Source organism: Escherichia sp. MOD1-EC6819 (assembly GCF_002965765.1).
Lineage (GTDB): Bacteria > Pseudomonadota > Gammaproteobacteria > Enterobacterales > Enterobacteriaceae > Escherichia > Escherichia ruysiae.
This window is the reverse complement of record NZ_PTRG01000002.1, coordinates 48,021-64,068: the sequence shown is the minus strand read 5'-3', so window position 1 is coordinate 64,068 and position 16,048 is coordinate 48,021. Positions and strand designations below refer to the sequence as shown.

The following is a 16,048-nucleotide window of genomic DNA, read 5'->3' as shown; positions in this document are numbered from 1 at the left end:
AAAAAGCGATAAACGATACCACCAACAGGCAATTGCCTCAAGAAAGGCACATGGGGCTGAAACGGTTAAGGGGAGAAAGTTTGGGGGAAAGTGCGGTTGAAGCCCCTCACCCCGGCCCTCTCCCCAAAGGGGCGAGGGTGAAAACCAGCGCAGTTCTTTAATATCTGCACGATCGATCCCCTCTCCCCTTTGAGGAGAGGGTTAGGGTAAGGGGGTAAAAGGTTTACGACACCAGCAGCTGGTTCATACGACGAATAAACAGGTTCGGATCTTCCAGCGTACCGCGTTCTGCCAGCAGCGCCTGATCCAGCAGCAGTTCTACCCACTCGCTGAACTTCGCTTCATCTTCAGTATCTGCCGCACGTTTCACCAGTACGTGATCCGGGTTCAGTTCGAAGATATATTTCACTTCTGGCACTTTCTGGCCCGCCGCAGCGAACAGTTTCGCCATCTGAGTGCTCATTTCGTCCGCGTCAGTAGACACAATCGCTGGCGTATCGGTCAGACGGTGAGTCAGACGGACATCTTTCACACGCTCGCCGAGCAGGGCTTTCACACGGTCGATAAACGGAGTCAGTGCTTTCTCCGCTTCTTTCGCGCTCTCATCAACTTCGTCAGCCAGTTTTTCCAGCGACTCGTCAACTTTGGACACAGACTGGAAAGGTTTACCGTCGAACTCAGTCAGATAGTTCATCATCCACTCATCGATGCGGTCAGAAAGGAGCAGAACTTCGATGCCTTTCTTACGCAGCAGTTCCAGGTGCGGGCTGCTCTTCGCTGCCGCGTAGCTGTCTGCGGTGATGTAGTAGATTTTCTCCTGCCCTTCTTTCATGCGGGAAACATAGTCTTCCAGAGACACGGTCTGCGCAGAAGAGTCGGTATGAGTAGAAGCAAAACGCAGCAGTTTGGCGATCGCTTCCTGGTTAGCGAAATCTTCCGCCGGACCTTCTTTCAGTACCAGACCAAACTGTTGCCAGAAGGTCTGGTATTTTTCCGCGTCGTCTTTCGCCAGTTTTTCCAGCATTTGCAGCACACGCTTGGTCAGCGCATTGCGCAGGTTACGCGTTACCGTGCTGTCCTGGAGGATTTCACGGGAAACGTTCAGCGGCAGATCGCTGGAGTCAATCAGACCACGCACGAAGCGCAGATAGTTCGGCATGAACTGTTCTGCGTCGTCCATGATGAACACACGCTGAACATACAGTTTCAGGCCGTGTTTATGATCGCGGTTCCACATATCCCACGGAGCCTGGGACGGGATGTACAGCAGGCTGGTGTACTCCTGCTTACCTTCAACGCGGTTGTGGCTCCAGGTCAGCGGATCGTTAAAGTCGTGGGCGATGTGTTTGTAGAACTCTTTGTACTCTTCATCGGTGATTTCCGACTTGTTACGAGTCCACAGCGCCTGCGCTTTGTTGATTTTCTCCCAGGAGATAACGGTTTCGCCGTCTTTCTCTTCGCGTTTTTCGATCTCTACCGGCAGCGCGATATGGTCGGAGTATTTGCTGATGATGGAACGCACACGCCAGTCATCGAGAAACTCGTCTTCGCCTTCACGCAGATGCAGGGTGATTTCAGTACCGCGATCTTCTTTGGTGATGTCGGCAACGGTGTATTCACCTTCGCCAGCCGATTCCCAGAACACGCCGTTTTCTGGTTTTTCGCCTGCCGCGCGAGTACGCACGGTCACTTTATCGGCCACGATAAATGCGGAGTAGAAACCAACACCAAACTGACCGATCAGCTGGCTGTCTTTCGCCTGATCAGATCCCAGAGATTCGAGGAACGATTTGGTGCCGGATTTAGCGATAGTCCCCAGGTGGTCGATCACTTCGTCGCGGGTCATCCCCACGCCGTTGTCGGAAATAGTCAGCGTGCGCTTGTCTTTATCGAAAGAGACACGAACGCGCAGTTCGCCATCACCTTCGTACAGATCCGGATTAGAGAGCGCGCGGAAACGCAGCTTGTCCGCCGCATCGGAGGCGTTAGAGATAAGCTCACGCAGGAAGATTTCTTTATTGGAATAGAGAGAATGGATCATCAGATGCAGAAGCTGCTTCACTTCTGACTGAAAACCACGAGTTTCTTGTCCTTTCATGTAGGTCTACCTCAATGATGCCATTTTAAGGTTAAAAACAGGATGAGGGAGAGATGGGGACAAGGGGGGATAATTTCAAGCGAGAGCAGGTGATCCTGCTCTCGTTTGCTTAAAAACGAATCTTATGACGCCCGGCGAGTGAGTGCGACAGCGTGGTGCCATCGACCATTTCCAGTTCGCCGCCAACCGGTACGCCGTGGGCAATACGGCTGGCTTCCACGTCATACTGCGCGCAAAGCTCGGCAATGTAGTTAGCGGTGGCTTCACCTTCGACCGTTGGGTTGGTGGCGAGGATCACTTCGGTGATTTTTTCCTCCGCCAGACGCTGTTCCAGACGATCAAGTCCGATATCATCCGGGCCAATGCCGTCCAGCGGTGACAGGTGCCCCATCAACACAAAATAACGACCGGAAAACTGCCCCGTCTGCTCAATGGCGTAGATATCCGCAGGACTCTCTACCACGCAAATCTGACCGTTTTCCTGACGACGCGGGTTTGAACAGATGTTACAGACTTCCTGTTCAGTGAAGGTGCGGCAATCGGCGCAGTGACCGATTTCCGACATCGCCCGGGTGAGCGCCTGCGCCAGACGCATCCCGCCGCTACGATCGCGCTGAAGCAGCGTGAACGCCATACGCTGCGCCGACTTCGGGCCAACGCCCGGCAGACAGCGCAGTGCTTCCATAAGCTGTGTTAACAGCGGGCTGGTTTGCATCAGAACGGCATCTTAAAGCCTGGCGGCAACTGCATTCCGGAGGAAACAGAGGCCATTTTTTCTTTCTGAGTTTCTTCGATACGACGCGCCGCATCGTTGAATGCCGCTGCAACCAGATCTTCCAGCATCTCTTTGTCATCTTCCAGCAGGCTTGGGTCGATCTCAACGCGACGGCAGTTGTGTGCGCCGTTGATGGTCACTTTCACCAGACCTGCGCCGGATTCGCCGGTCACTTCCAGCTTCGCGATTTCTTCCTGCATCTGCTGCATTTTTTCTTGCATCTGCTGGGCCTGCTTCATCAGGTTGCCCAGACCGCCTTTACCAAACATAGGTTTCTCTCTCAATCACGTTAAGGATGACGATCGTAAGCTGTGCTTACGATCAAATGGGGCGGATACTTTCTTCATCCAGCTCCGCATCGAAGAATCGACGCAGGGTCTGAATATTATTATCCGCAATAATGGACTCGCGCGCCTGCGCAAGTTTTTCTTCGTATATCGCCTGACGCCACTCCAGCGGAGTACGCACCGCTGGATTATCATCTTCAACGATAGTCAGTTCAACCGTTGAGCCATTTAACGTACTCAACGCTTCAGCCAGTTTTTGTTGTGCACCGCTGTTATTCAAATGACGCTGAGAGGAGCGCAAATGCAGACACACCGTGTTGCCGTTCTCCTCTTTCCAGGCATTTAACGCCACCTGTTCGACCAGTTTTGGTAGCGAAAGTTGACTCACCTGTGCTGCCCACGGATCGCGCTCAATGGCTTCTGCCGCCAGCTTCGCCGCCAGCTCTGGCGTTTTTTCATGTTCCAGCGCCTTTTTCAGCGCCTTCGGCGTGGCGACGACTTCTTTTTGTTGCATCACTGGGGTGGTTGCCTTCCAGCGATACGCTTCTTTTTTGGCTGGCGCTTTTTCCAGCGCCGATGGTGCCGGACGCGACTGAACGCGATCGGTGACCGAAGCCAGTCTTTCCAGCGCAGCGTTATTCACCGGCCGCGCGCGGGTAGCGGCTGCCGGTTCACTCTTTTTTGCTTTGGTTGCTCCCTGTGCGCGCTGTAGTTGTTGGCGCGCCGCCAGCACCTGGCTGGTGGTTTCTGAGAGCGGTACGGTCGGTGCCTGCTGCGGCGCTGATTGCGGCTGTGGCGGCACCTGCATTGGCGTCATTACCGCCGTCGGCGCGACTGGCGCAAAGGACTGGCGCGGCACTTCCGGTTCGGGTAGAGGCATACGCGGATGGAACGCCAGCGCGCGCAATAGCGTCATTTCAACGCCCATCCGTCTGTCCGGCGCATACGGTAATTCTTTGCGACCAATCAATAGCGTCTGGTAGTAAAGCTGAATATCTGTTGGCGGCACGGTACGTGCCAATTCACGCATCCGCAGCTCAATGGCAGCCATGTCATTGCCAAGCGCAGCAGGCGAAAGCTGTACCATCGCAATGCGGTGCAGCAGGCCGAGCATTTCCACCAGCAACGCTTCCCACTCGATACCACGGGCAGCGGCTTCGTTAATCAGCGCCATTACGCGCTCGCCGTTGGCTTCCACCATCGCTTCTACCAGCGACAGCGCCTGATCGTCGTCGAGAGTACCGAGCATCGAACTGACCGCCTGGGTCGAAACCTGACCATCACCGCTGGCAATCGCCTGGTCAGTCAGACTTAACGCGTCTCGCAGGCTGCCTTCAGCGGCGCGCGCCAGCAGTTGCAGCGCCCGAGGCTCGTGGGCGATATGTTCTTCGTTGAGAATGTGCTCAAGCTGATGACGAATTTGCTCGACATCCAGCGCCTTGAGATGAAATTGCAGACAGCGCGACAAAATCGTCACCGGCAATTTCTGCGGATCGGTGGTTGCCAGCAGAAACTTCACATGCTCTGGTGGCTCTTCAAGGGTTTTTAACAGTGCGTTGAAGCTGTGGCGCGACAGCATATGCACTTCGTCGATCAGATAGACTTTAAAGCGACCGCGCGCTGGCGCGTACTGAACGTTATCCAGCAGGTCGCGGGTATCTTCGACTTTGGTGCGCGAGGCGGCATCGATCTCAATCAGATCAACAAAGCGCCCCTGTTCGATTTCGCGGCAGTTATCGCATACGCCGCACGGCGTCGCGGTAATGCCTGTTTCGCAGTTTAGCCCCTTCGCCAGCAGTCGGGCGATAGAGGTTTTTCCGACGCCACGGGTGCCGGAAAAAAGATAAGCATGATGAATACGCCCTAACGACAAGCCGTTCGCCAGTGCGGTCAGCACATGTTCCTGGCCGACGACGTCAGCAAAGGTTTGTGGGCGCCATTTTCGGGCTAAGACCTGATAACTCATTGGCAGGCTCTGAAACGCTGGAAGGTGGATTCACGAAGGGGTAATGCTAACACAGCCCCGTCAGAACGGCGAGGCTGAATGTACATCTTGTGCTGCCCATGGCGCGGGCTGTCGAAAATTAGTGGCCCGGGAACGGGACAAGGCTATAACAGGTAATGCCTTGATTTTCGAGACGCTGTTCACCGCCGAGGTCGAACAAATTAATGATGAATGCAGCGTCAGTGACTTCACCGCCCAGACGACGGATCAATTTCACTGTCGCCTCAATGGTGCCCCCAGTTGCCAGCAAATCGTCGACTACCAATACTTTGTCACCTGGTTTAATGGCATCAACGTGGATTTCCAGCTTATCGGTGCCGTATTCCAGTTCGTAAGTTTCGCTGGTGGTTTCGCGCGGCAGTTTGCCCGGTTTACGTACCGGTACAAAACCTACGCCCAGACCCAATGCTACCGGAGCACCAAACAAGAAGCCACGTGCTTCGGTGCCGACAACTTTGGTAATACCCGCATTTTTGTAACGCTCAACCAGCAGGTCGATGCTGAGAGCGTAAGCTTTCGGGTCTTCCAGTAAGCTGGTGACATCACGGAACAGAATGCCGGGTTTTGGGTAGTCCTGAATGCTTTTGATGCTATTTTTGAGATACTCAAGCTGCTGTGCAGTCGCGGTCATAAGTGTATGCCTGCTTGTTACGGTGGTACTCACGGCGCGTTTTAAACGTATCAAAAGTAACTTTTGTTTAACCTTTGACCGCCTGCGCCTGTGCTCGAAAACGCCAGAATGTACTGGCTGTGCGCGATAATTGCAACAGCGATTGTTGTGCTTCAGTGCTTTTCTTGCTTTTCATCAATCACCGGGATTCGCCACATAAAAATCAGCAAACAAGTGAGGATCACCAGCAACAAAATGCGTACCCACACCATATGCACAAACCATAGTGAAATAGCAAAAGTCACGAGTATCAATAAAATCGCCCGTGGTTTTGCGCCACGCGGCATTGCATGGTATTTCTGCCAGAAACGTAAATAGCTGCCAAACCATGAGCGGTACAACAGCCAGGCGTGAAAACGCGGGGAAGAGCGCGCAAAGCACCAGGCCGCCAACAGGATAAACGGCGTAGTCGGCAATACCGGTAATACCACGCCCAGCGTACCCAACACTACCGCCAGCCAGCCAATGATGATTAAAATGATTCGTTGCATATTGAGTGTTGTCAGCTTACAGAGTGGCTACTTTAGCATAACAATTATCATTTTCATTGAGGTCTTATCGTGAAAACTACCTTGCTGCTGGAAAAACTGGAAAGTCAGCTCGCCACGCTGCGCCAGCGTTGTGTCCCGGTGGCGCAGTTCAGCACGTTAAGCGCCCGTTTCGACAGGCATCTTTTTCAGACTCGCGCGACAACGTTACAGGCTTGTCTTGATGAGGCGGGCGATAACATGGCTGCGCTTCGTCACGCAGTCGAACAGCAGCAGCTGCCGCAAGTAGCCTGGCTGGCAGAACACCTGGTCGCCCAACTGGAAGCGATTGCCCGTGAAGCGGCATCCTGGTCACTGCGCGAGTGGGACAGCGCGCCACCAAAAATTGCCCGCTGGCAACGAAAAAGGATTCAACATCAGGATTTTGAACGGCGATTACGTGAGATGGTAGCGGAACGTAAATCCCGTCTGGCGCAGGCAACCGATCTCGTAGAGCAGCAAACGCTGCATCGTGAAGTAGAAGCCTATGAAGCGCGTCTGGCGCGGTGTCGCCATGCGCTGGAAAAAATCGAAAACAGGTTAGCGCGTTTAACCCGCTAACAATGGAGAGAGTATGTCACTGGAAAATGCCCCTGACGATGTCAAACTGGCCGTCGATTTGATTGTGCTGCTGGAGGAAAATCAGATCCCTGCCAGTACCGTGCTGCGCGCCCTTGATATTGTAAAACGTGATTATGAAAAGAAATTAACGCGCGATGATGAGGCGCAAAGCGAAAAATAAATGGGGTGGCTAGATGCCGTCCCTGCGATTGCTGACAAACTCGCTTACGGGTCAAAACGGGCACGGCTTTCCCCCTCGCCCTTTTAGAGAGAGGGTCGGGGTGAGGGTATTATTCGCACAGGCGCTGGCCTGCCCCCTCACCCTAGCCCTCTCCCCGATGGGGCGAGGGGATCGTCCGTGCATATGCCGGGCTTTGTCAGCAATCTCGGGGGCGGATAAATGTCGCCCCCTTTCGTTATTACCCTACCGCTGGCGTCGGATCGTCGCCTTTGTAGTCGCGTTTTACTTCCGTCACCTCATCGCCCTTCTCGTTGTGCAGATGCACTTCAAGCTGGTTAAAGGCAATGTTGATGTCGTTTTCACGGCACAGCTGATCAATGGTACGGTTCAGTTCATCGACAGTACGGCTACGGTCGCGCAGTTCACGAACGTACAGGCGCAGCTCGTGATCCAGGGTGCTGGCGCCAAACGCAGTAAAGAAGACTTCCGGCATCGGTTCGTGCATCACCCTTGGATGCTCAGTCGCTGCCTGAAGCAGGACTCTGCGTACTTTTTCCAGATCAGAACCGTAAGCCACACCCAGGCGGATCACCAGACGAGTGGTGGTATCGGTTAACGACCAGTTGATCAGACGCTCGGTTACGAACGCTTTGTTCGGGATGATCACTTCTTTGCGATCGAAGTCCGTAATAGTCGTTGCACGAATACGAATCTTACTGACTGTCCCGGAGAAAGTACCGATGGTTACCGTATCGCCAATGCGCACCGGACGTTCGAACAGGATGATCAAACCAGAAACGAAGTTACCGAAGATCTCTTGTAAACCAAAACCCAGACCTACAGATAATGCCGCTGCCAGCCACTGGAGTTTATCCCACGAGACGCCCAGCGATCCGAACACCGTCATCGCACCAACGGCAATGATGATGTAGTTAAGGATGGTAGTAATGGCATACGACGCGCCCTGCCGCATATTCAGTCGCGAGAGCACCAGCACTTCCAGCAAACCAGGCAGGTTGCGGATCAGCGCCCAGGCAACCATCGATGCGATAATCGCAAACAACAGACTGCCCATAGTGACGCTTTTCACCACCGCAACCCCGGCTTCAGTGCCGTTGTAATGCCAGAGCGTGATGCTGTCGAGATAGCTGAACACGGTGATCAAATCGGACCAAATTGCCCAGAACATGACACCGAACAGCGCAAACATCAGCAACATGGTAATACGCAGCGTCTGCTGGTTAACCTGCTCCAGTGCAATGGTGGGTTCTTCCGGCGGTTCGGCACCTTCTGCGCCCTCTTTCACCAGATTCTGCCGACGCGCCAGCGCACGACGCCAGGCGATACGCCGCGCCGCTACGCTTAAGCCGCGCAATACCGTCTGGTACAGCAGGTTCCAGATGATCACCAGATAAACGGTTTCAATCCAACGCCCGGAGAGGCGCAGCGTGGTGTAGAAATAACCTGTGGCGGTCAGCACCATCAACGCAATCGGGATAATCGACAGCACGGTAATGGTGACCAGTCGCATGGTGTGCGACTCTTTATCGCGCCAGCTTTCGCGGCACATCGGCCATACCAGGAAGGCAATCAGCAGCAGGTTGAAGAAAATCATCGCCTGCCCCAGCACATCATCCATCAGATGCAGCGGGGAAAGTTCTGCCACCACAGACCAGAAATGGATTGGCAGCAACGCGAGGCTGATGCGGACAATTTGCCGACGCCAGTGGCTGGTCTGCTGTTCCGGCATACCAAAGTGACGAACAGCAACGCCATTTTTCTCCAGCACCTTCCAGCACAGGCCAAACACCAGCCAGAAAATCGCCAGTTTTTTGCTGAACGACCACAGTAATTCACTGATGTTGAGCTGCATGGTGAGCAGAATCAAACCGACGGCAAGAATAATCAGACACACCGGCAGCGCGCGGATCAGATCGATAAGGATCGCTTTTGGTGTGTTGAGCTGGCTGTCGTTACGCAGGGAACCTACGGCGGAAGCCAGTTTTTGTTGATACGCTTTCAGCCATCCCAGACGCCAGTGAATCAACCCGGCGATGAGCAGCAGCGGCAAACCAGCGAGGAAAGCGATAAAGACGGCAGGCCAGGCTTTTTCCCAGTTCACCGTAATTTTCATCGACTTGAATTCATCCTGCAGCGTTTGTGGGAACGCTTTAATCCAGTCCCAGTCCATCGGGCGGTTACTGTTCACCCAGAAAATCTGCTGGGTCAGGATGGATTTCAGGTTTTTCGATACGCTCATTAACTGTTGCTGGTTGATTTGCAGGTTAATGGCCATCATGAGTTGGTTGCCCAACTGTTTGTTAAGCTGATCCAGCAATTCGCGACGCATATCAACTACTTGCAACAATGCGTCACGGACTTCGTCGTTGACTTCATTCGCATGACCCTCTTCCAGTTTGGCGACATAAGCATCGCTCTGGAAGAGTGCGTCACGCTGCTGGTTCACTTCGAACTGTTCGAGACGCAAATCCGCAATGCGGTTGGTCATATTTTCCAGTTCGTCCGCCGAGGGCAGCGTTTGTTGTTGCTGATAAAGAATACGTGACAGCAGCAGACTGCCCTTCAGGACAGAAATCTGCTCTTTGATATTGCGTTCCGATTGCAGCGCCCGCTCCAGCCAGTTTTTGACTTTTATGTTTTGCTGCATCAGCAAATTGCCGTTTTCAGTGGCGCTAATCAGACGCTGACTTAACTGCTGGTTAATTTCCAGCTCTTGTTTCACCAGCGGATTAGCCTGAATACGCGCAGCTTCGTCCGGCGTTACCGCTTCCTGCGCCGTTTTTTCAGTTAATGTCAGACGCTTGCTGTTAACCGCCTCCTGCAATAGTTGCAGCTCATGTTCCAGACGAGTGCTGTTCGCCGTCACATAATCGCGTTGCTTTTGCAGGGTATCCTGTAAGACGGTGTTCCCTTCCAGGCTTTTACGTTGCTGGTCAATCTCGGCATTCAACAAAGCCTGCTGCGCCTGCATCAGCACTTTCTGGCTGGGACGTAAGGCTGTCTCACCGACTTCCGTGCCATCCAGGCGGCTGCGAATTTGTTGCAGCTGCTGTGAGGCGGTATACATCGCATTTTGCACGCGTTCAGGCTGCGTCTGTAAAGAAACTAACTGGCTGTTATAAGACGCCAGATCGTTTTGTGCGTTTTGCAAATCGTCCAGCGCCTGGGCAACGCGAGTTTCCAGTTGGCGCAACGAAAGCGTGCTCAGAATTTTGCGCGTTTCGTCGTCGTTGTCCACATCGCTAAGTGCGGTTAACGCTGCGGTCGCCTGGCGCATTTTTTCTGGCGCTTCAGCCACTTTTTGTCGTAACTGAACCGTCTCTTCTTTTACGCGATCGATTTTATCGAGAGTGGCTAATGTGTCTGTCAGATCCTGCTGAACCAGTTTGTCCTGAGCAGAAAGATCTTTTTGTTTATTAAGCGAGTCAAGCTGTGCCTGTAGATCCGCTTTCGTCGGTAAGTCACCATTTGATGACGCCCGCGCAAAGGCCGTGTTCTGGCATAACAAGACCAAAACAAAAGCAATAAATGCTGAAAAAACAAAATGCCGTGATCGTTTGTAATACTGGAACATAGTCATGATGAATGAAGGTTTCTGAACCTGAAGGACGACCTGAAATAGTCAAGCGGCTAGAATAGCACGCCGTAGAGAGCCAGAATAGCAACAGAGAAAATGTCCAGGAAAAATCCTGGAGTCTGATTCAGGATTTTTCGTTGGTGGCCGGTGTACGAAGCGTAGGGCAAAGAAGATACATTTCCAACAATATGGCAACGTAATCGCGGGCTTCTTTTTTGAGGTCAAAAGATTGCGGGGCAAAGAGCCAATTTTCCATTAAGCCGGAAATATAGCCGCGCATAATAATGGCTGCGCGACGCGTCATTAAATCTGCGGGCAGCATTTTCGCTTCAATACAATGTCTTAACGTTTGTTCTATACGGTCATAACTTTCCAGACAGAGATTACGTTGTGCCTGTTGAACAACAGCCATTTCTCCGACAAATTCGCATTTGTGGAAAATAATCTCCATCAATAATCGCCGCCGCTCTTCAGTCACCGTCGATTCAAGAACATGAATTAGTATTTCTCTTAATACTGAGAGTGGATCGTCAGGGAATTTTGCCTGATACTCAAGCTCTAGTTCACCAATATTGGATTCTGACAGCTCCCAGATCTCACTGAACAAATCCGACTTATCTTTAAAATGCCAGTAGATTGCACCACGCGTAACGCCTGCTGCTTTTGCAATCTCTCCCAGTGAGGTGGATGATACCCCCTGCTGTGAGAAAAGACGTAAAGCCACATCGAGGATGTGTTGACGCGTTTCTTGCGCTTCTTGTTTGGTTTTTCGTGCCATATGTTCGTGAATTTACAGGCGTTAGATTTACATACATTTATGAATGTATGTACCATAGCACGACGATAATATAAACGCAGCAATGGGTTTATCGACTTTTGACCATTGACCAATTTGAAATCGGACACTCGAGGTTTACATATGAACAAAAACAGAGGGTTTACGCCTCTGGCGATCGTTCTGATGCTCTCAGGCAGCTTAGCGCTTACAGGATGTGACGACAAACAGGCCCAACAAGGTGGCCAGCAGATGCCCGCTGTTGGGGTAGTAACAGTCAAAACTGAACCTCTGCAGATCACAACCGAGCTTCCGGGTCGCACCAGTGCCTACCGGATCGCAGAAGTTCGTCCTCAAGTTAGCGGGATTATCCTGAAGCGTAATTTCAAAGAAGGTAGCGACATCGAAGCAGGTGTCTCTCTCTATCAGATTGATCCTGCGACCTATCAGGCAGCGTACGACAGTGCAAAAGGCGATCTGGCTAAAGCGCAGGCAGCAGCCAATATCGCGCAGTTGACTGTTAATCGTTACCAGAAGCTGCTGGGTACTCAGTACATCAGTAAGCAAGAGTACGATCAGGCGCTGGCTGATGCGCAACAGGCAAATGCGGCTGTTACTGCGGCGAAAGCGGCTGTTGAAACCGCGCGCATCAATCTGGCTTACACCAAAGTCACCTCTCCGATTACCGGCCGTATTGGTAAATCGAACGTGACGGAAGGCGCATTGGTGCAAAACGGCCAGGCGACTGCGCTGGCGACCGTACAGCAACTTGATCCGATCTACGTTGATGTTACTCAGTCCAGTAACGATTTCCTGCGTCTGAAACAAGAACTCGCCAACGGCACACTGAAGCAAGAGAACGGTAAAGCCAAAGTCTCGCTAATCACCAGTGACGGTATTAAGTTCCCGCAGGACGGTACGCTGGAGTTCTCTGACGTTACCGTTGATCAGACCACCGGTTCTATCACTTTACGCGCTATCTTCCCGAACCCGGATCACACCCTGCTGCCGGGTATGTTCGTGCGCGCACGTCTGGAAGAAGGGCTTAATCCAACCGCCATTTTAGTTCCGCAACAAGGTGTAACTCGTACACCACGCGGCGAAGCTACCGTTCTGGTAGTTGGCGCGGATGACAAAGTGGAAACTCGTCCGATCGTCGCAAGCCAGGCCATTGGCGATAAGTGGCTGGTGACTGAGGGTCTGAAAGCAGGCGAACGAGTAGTAGTAAGTGGGCTGCAGAAAGTGCGTCCTGGTGTCCAGGTGAAAGCACAAGAGATAACCGCTGATAACAACCAGCAAGACGCAAGCGGTGCTCAGCCTGAACAGTCCAAGTCTTAACTTAAACAGGAGCCGTTAAGACATGCCTAATTTCTTTATTGATCGCCCGATTTTTGCGTGGGTGATCGCCATCATCATCATGTTGGCAGGGGGGCTGGCGATCCTCAAACTGCCGGTGGCGCAATATCCTACGATTGCACCGCCGGCAGTAACGATCTCCGCTTCCTATCCTGGCGCTGATGCAAAAACGGTGCAGGACACTGTTACACAGGTTATCGAACAGAATATGAACGGTATCGATAACCTGATGTACATGTCCTCCAACAGTGACTCCACGGGTACTGTGCAGATCACCCTGACCTTTGAGTCTGGTACTGATGCGGATATTGCGCAGGTTCAGGTGCAGAACAAACTGCAACTGGCGATGCCATTACTGCCGCAGGAAGTACAGCAGCAAGGGGTGAGCGTTGAGAAATCCTCCAGTAGCTTCCTGATGGTTGTCGGCGTTATCAACACCGATGGCTCCATGACGCAGGAGGATATCTCCGACTATGTAGCGGCGAATATGAAAGATGCCATCAGCCGTACATCAGGCGTCGGTGACGTTCAGCTGTTCGGTTCACAGTATGCGATGCGTATCTGGATGAACCCGAATGAGCTGAACAAATACCAGTTAACGCCGGTTGATGTCATTACCGCTATCAAAGCACAAAACGCCCAGGTCGCTGCCGGTCAGCTCGGTGGTACGCCGCCGGTGAAAGGCCAGCAGCTTAACGCCTCTATTATTGCTCAGACGCGTCTGACCTCCACTGAAGAGTTCGGCAAAATTCTGCTGAAAGTGAATCAGGATGGTTCCCGCGTACTGCTGCGTGATGTGGCGAAAATTGAGCTGGGTGGTGAGAACTACGACATCATCGCAGAGTTTAACGGACAACCCGCTTCTGGTCTGGGTATCAAACTGGCGACCGGTGCGAACGCGCTGGATACGGCTGCGGCAATCCGTGCTGAACTGGCGAAGATGGAGCCGTTCTTCCCATCGGGTCTGAAAATCGTTTATCCATACGATACTACGCCGTTCGTGAAAATTTCCATTCACGAAGTGGTTAAAACGCTGGTTGAAGCGATCATCCTCGTGTTCCTGGTCATGTATCTGTTCTTGCAGAACTTCCGCGCGACGTTGATTCCGACCATTGCCGTACCGGTGGTATTGCTGGGAACCTTTGCGGTTCTTGCTGCCTTTGGCTTCTCGATAAACACGCTAACGATGTTCGGGATGGTGCTCGCTATCGGCCTGTTGGTGGATGACGCCATCGTTGTAGTAGAAAACGTGGAACGTGTGATGGCGGAAGAAGGTTTGCCGCCGAAAGAAGCTACACGTAAATCGATGGGGCAGATTCAGGGCGCACTGGTGGGTATCGCGATGGTGCTGTCTGCGGTATTCGTACCAATGGCCTTCTTCGGCGGTTCGACTGGTGCAATCTATCGTCAGTTCTCCATTACCATTGTTTCGGCAATGGCACTGTCGGTACTGGTGGCATTGATCCTGACTCCGGCGCTTTGTGCGACCATGCTGAAACCGATTGCCAAAGGCGATCACGGGGAAGGCAAGAAAGGCTTCTTCGGCTGGTTTAACCGCATGTTCGAGAAGAGCACGCACCACTACACCGACAGCGTAGGCGGAATTCTGCGCAGTACGGGGCGTTATCTGGTGCTGTATCTGATCATCGTGGTCGGCATGGCCTATCTGTTCGTGCGTCTGCCAAGCTCCTTCTTGCCAGATGAAGACCAGGGCGTATTTATGACCATGGTTCAGCTGCCTGCAGGCGCAACGCAGGAACGCACGCAGAAAGTGCTCAACGAAGTGACGAATTACTATCTGACCAAAGAAAAGAACAACGTTGAATCGGTGTTCGCCGTTAACGGCTTCGGTTTTGCAGGACGTGGTCAGAACACGGGTATTGCGTTCGTTTCGTTGAAGGACTGGGCTGACCGTCCGGGTGATGAGAACAAAGTTGAAGCAATTACCACGCGTGCAACGCGCGCTTTCTCGCAGATTAAAGATGCGATGGTGTTCGCCTTTAACCTGCCAGCGATTGTAGAACTGGGTACGGCAACCGGTTTTGACTTTGAGTTGATTGACCAGGCCGGCCTCGGTCACGAAAAACTGACTCAGGCACGTAACCAGTTGCTGGGCGAAGCGGCGAAGCATCCTGATATGCTGACCAGCGTGCGTCCGAACGGTCTGGAAGACACGCCGCAGTTTAAAATTGATATCGACCAGGAAAAAGCTCAGGCGCTGGGTGTTTCTATCAACGACATTAACACCACTCTGGGTGCTGCATGGGGCGGCAGCTACGTGAACGACTTTATCGACCGTGGTCGCGTGAAGAAAGTTTACGTGATGTCAGAAGCGAAATACCGCATGTTGCCAGAAGATATCGGTAACTGGTATGTCCGCGCGGCTAATGGTCAGATGGTGCCATTCTCGGCGTTCTCCTCTTCCCGTTGGGAATACGGTTCGCCGCGTCTGGAACGTTACAACGGTCTGCCATCCATGGAGATCTTAGGCCAGGCAGCACCAGGCAAGAGTACCGGTGAAGCGATGGCGTTGATGGAGCAACTGGCGAGCAAACTGCCTACGGGGGTTGGCTACGACTGGACGGGGATGTCCTATCAGGAACGTCTCTCCGGCAACCAGGCGCCTTCGCTGTACGCAATTTCGTTGATTGTGGTGTTCCTGTGTCTGGCGGCGCTGTATGAGAGCTGGTCGATTCCGTTCTCCGTTATGCTGGTTGTTCCGCTAGGGGTTATCGGTGCGTTGCTGGCAGCCACCTTCCGTGGCTTAACCAATGACGTATACTTCCAGGTGGGCCTGCTTACAACCATTGGGTTGTCGGCGAAGAACGCGATACTTATCGTCGAATTCGCCAAAGACTTGATGGATAAAGAAGGTAAAGGTCTGATTGAAGCAACTCTGGACGCGGTGCGTATGCGTTTACGCCCAATCCTGATGACCTCACTGGCGTTTATCCTCGGTGTTATGCCGTTGGTTATCAGCACTGGTGCTGGCTCTGGCGCACAAAATGCGGTAGGTACTGGCGTAATGGGTGGGATGGTGACGGCAACGGTACTGGCGATCTTCTTTGTTCCGGTGTTCTTCGTGGTGGTTCGCCGCCGCTTTAGCCGCAAAAATGAAGATATCGAACATAACCATACTGTCGATCATCATTGATAGATCTCGTAATCACTAAGGCCGCGCAAGCGGCCTTTTTAATACGTATAATCTTAAAATA

12 protein-coding genes and 1 other annotated feature are annotated in these 16,048 nt (G+C 52.7%); of the genes, 4 read left to right on the top strand and 8 right to left on the bottom strand.

The window, feature by feature from the left end:
* Positions 1 to 223: 223 nt before the first annotated feature.
* From htpG to A7Z06_RS02860, 6 genes are all read right to left on the bottom strand, one after another.
* Positions 224 to 2,098 (bottom strand): molecular chaperone HtpG, encoded by a 1,875-nt coding sequence (gene htpG, locus A7Z06_RS02890; protein WP_000678201.1) that lies wholly within the window; start codon positions 2,096 to 2,098, stop codon positions 224 to 226.
* A gap of 109 nt (positions 2,099 to 2,207) precedes the next feature.
* Positions 2,208 to 2,813 carry a recombination mediator RecR gene (gene recR, locus A7Z06_RS02885; protein ID WP_001195025.1) on the bottom strand — a complete coding sequence of 202 codons (606 nt, stop codon included), beginning with the start codon at positions 2,811 to 2,813 and terminating at the stop codon, positions 2,208 to 2,210.
* Positions 2,813 to 3,142, bottom strand: coding sequence for a YbaB/EbfC family nucleoid-associated protein (locus tag A7Z06_RS02880; RefSeq protein ID WP_001515903.1), 330 nt, complete (start codon positions 3,140 to 3,142; stop codon positions 2,813 to 2,815). The genes recR and A7Z06_RS02880 overlap by 1 nt, the downstream gene beginning before the upstream one ends.
* Positions 3,143 to 3,194: 52 nt before the next feature.
* Positions 3,195 to 5,126, bottom strand: coding sequence for a DNA polymerase III subunit gamma/tau (gene dnaX, locus A7Z06_RS02875; RefSeq protein ID WP_000122041.1), 1,932 nt, complete (start codon positions 5,124 to 5,126; stop codon positions 3,195 to 3,197).
* Positions 3,798 to 3,862, bottom strand: a sequence feature (DnaX frameshifting element). (Overlaps the previous gene by 65 nt.)
* A gap of 118 nt (positions 5,127 to 5,244) precedes the next feature.
* Positions 5,245 to 5,796, bottom strand: a complete 552-nt coding sequence (apt, locus tag A7Z06_RS02870; protein WP_010347671.1) for an adenine phosphoribosyltransferase — start codon at positions 5,794 to 5,796, stop codon at positions 5,245 to 5,247.
* 152 nt (positions 5,797 to 5,948) lie between these two features.
* Positions 5,949 to 6,326, bottom strand: a complete 378-nt coding sequence (locus tag A7Z06_RS02860; RefSeq protein WP_001188910.1) for a DUF454 family protein — start codon at positions 6,324 to 6,326, stop codon at positions 5,949 to 5,951.
* Positions 6,327 to 6,395: 69 nt separating this feature from the next.
* Here A7Z06_RS02860 and priC point away from each other — a divergent pair, with 69 nt between their 5' ends.
* Together priC and rsmS are read left to right on the top strand one after the other, a co-directional pair.
* Positions 6,396 to 6,923, top strand: coding sequence for a primosomal replication protein N'' (gene priC, locus A7Z06_RS02855; RefSeq protein WP_000858965.1), 528 nt, complete (start codon positions 6,396 to 6,398; stop codon positions 6,921 to 6,923).
* A gap of 13 nt (positions 6,924 to 6,936) precedes the next feature.
* Complete coding sequence (gene rsmS, locus A7Z06_RS02850) at positions 6,937 to 7,104, top strand: pleiotropic regulatory protein RsmS (protein ID WP_000051156.1); 168 nt, start codon at positions 6,937 to 6,939, stop codon at positions 7,102 to 7,104.
* A gap of 238 nt (positions 7,105 to 7,342) precedes the next feature.
* Here rsmS and mscK read toward each other — a convergent pair whose 3' ends face one another.
* The gene (gene mscK, locus A7Z06_RS02840) at positions 7,343 to 10,705 is read right to left on the bottom strand and encodes a mechanosensitive channel MscK (RefSeq protein ID WP_032224796.1); all 3,363 of its coding nucleotides are present in this window, start codon (positions 10,703 to 10,705) and stop codon (positions 7,343 to 7,345) included.
* Positions 10,706 to 10,826: 121 nt separating this feature from the next.
* Positions 10,827 to 11,480: a multidrug efflux transporter transcriptional repressor AcrR gene (acrR, locus tag A7Z06_RS02830; protein ID WP_000101734.1), complete on the bottom strand. Its 654-nt coding sequence runs from the start codon at positions 11,478 to 11,480 to the stop codon at positions 10,827 to 10,829.
* Positions 11,481 to 11,621: 141 nt separating this feature from the next.
* Between acrR and acrA the strand changes: the two genes are divergently transcribed.
* Both acrA and acrB read left to right on the top strand, forming a co-directional pair.
* The gene (gene acrA, locus A7Z06_RS02825) at positions 11,622 to 12,815 is read left to right on the top strand and encodes a multidrug efflux RND transporter periplasmic adaptor subunit AcrA (protein ID WP_010347661.1); all 1,194 of its coding nucleotides are present in this window, start codon (positions 11,622 to 11,624) and stop codon (positions 12,813 to 12,815) included.
* Between the two features lie 22 nt (positions 12,816 to 12,837).
* Complete coding sequence (gene acrB / locus A7Z06_RS02820; protein ID WP_001132459.1) at positions 12,838 to 15,987, top strand: efflux RND transporter permease AcrB; 3,150 nt, start codon at positions 12,838 to 12,840, stop codon at positions 15,985 to 15,987.
* The last annotated feature ends 61 nt before the right edge of the window (positions 15,988 to 16,048 follow it).

Coding starts and splice junctions, on each gene's coding strand:
- mscK (WP_032224796.1), bottom strand. CDS start 10,705: ATGACTATGTTCCAGTATTACAAACGATCACGGCATTTTGTTTTTTCA.
- dnaX (WP_000122041.1), bottom strand. CDS start 5,126: ATGAGTTATCAGGTCTTAGCCCGAAAATGGCGCCCACAAACCTTTGCT.
- acrR (WP_000101734.1), bottom strand. CDS start 11,480: ATGGCACGAAAAACCAAACAAGAAGCGCAAGAAACGCGTCAACACATC.
- rsmS (WP_000051156.1), top strand. CDS start 6,937: ATGTCACTGGAAAATGCCCCTGACGATGTCAAACTGGCCGTCGATTTG.
- recR (WP_001195025.1), bottom strand. CDS start 2,813: ATGCAAACCAGCCCGCTGTTAACACAGCTTATGGAAGCACTGCGCTGT.
- htpG (WP_000678201.1), bottom strand. CDS start 2,098: ATGAAAGGACAAGAAACTCGTGGTTTTCAGTCAGAAGTGAAGCAGCTT.
- A7Z06_RS02880 (WP_001515903.1), bottom strand. CDS start 3,142: ATGTTTGGTAAAGGCGGTCTGGGCAACCTGATGAAGCAGGCCCAGCAG.
- A7Z06_RS02860 (WP_001188910.1), bottom strand. CDS start 6,326: ATGCAACGAATCATTTTAATCATCATTGGCTGGCTGGCGGTAGTGTTG.
- acrA (WP_010347661.1), top strand. CDS start 11,622: ATGAACAAAAACAGAGGGTTTACGCCTCTGGCGATCGTTCTGATGCTC.
- apt (WP_010347671.1), bottom strand. CDS start 5,796: ATGACCGCGACTGCACAGCAGCTTGAGTATCTCAAAAATAGCATCAAA.
- acrB (WP_001132459.1), top strand. CDS start 12,838: ATGCCTAATTTCTTTATTGATCGCCCGATTTTTGCGTGGGTGATCGCC.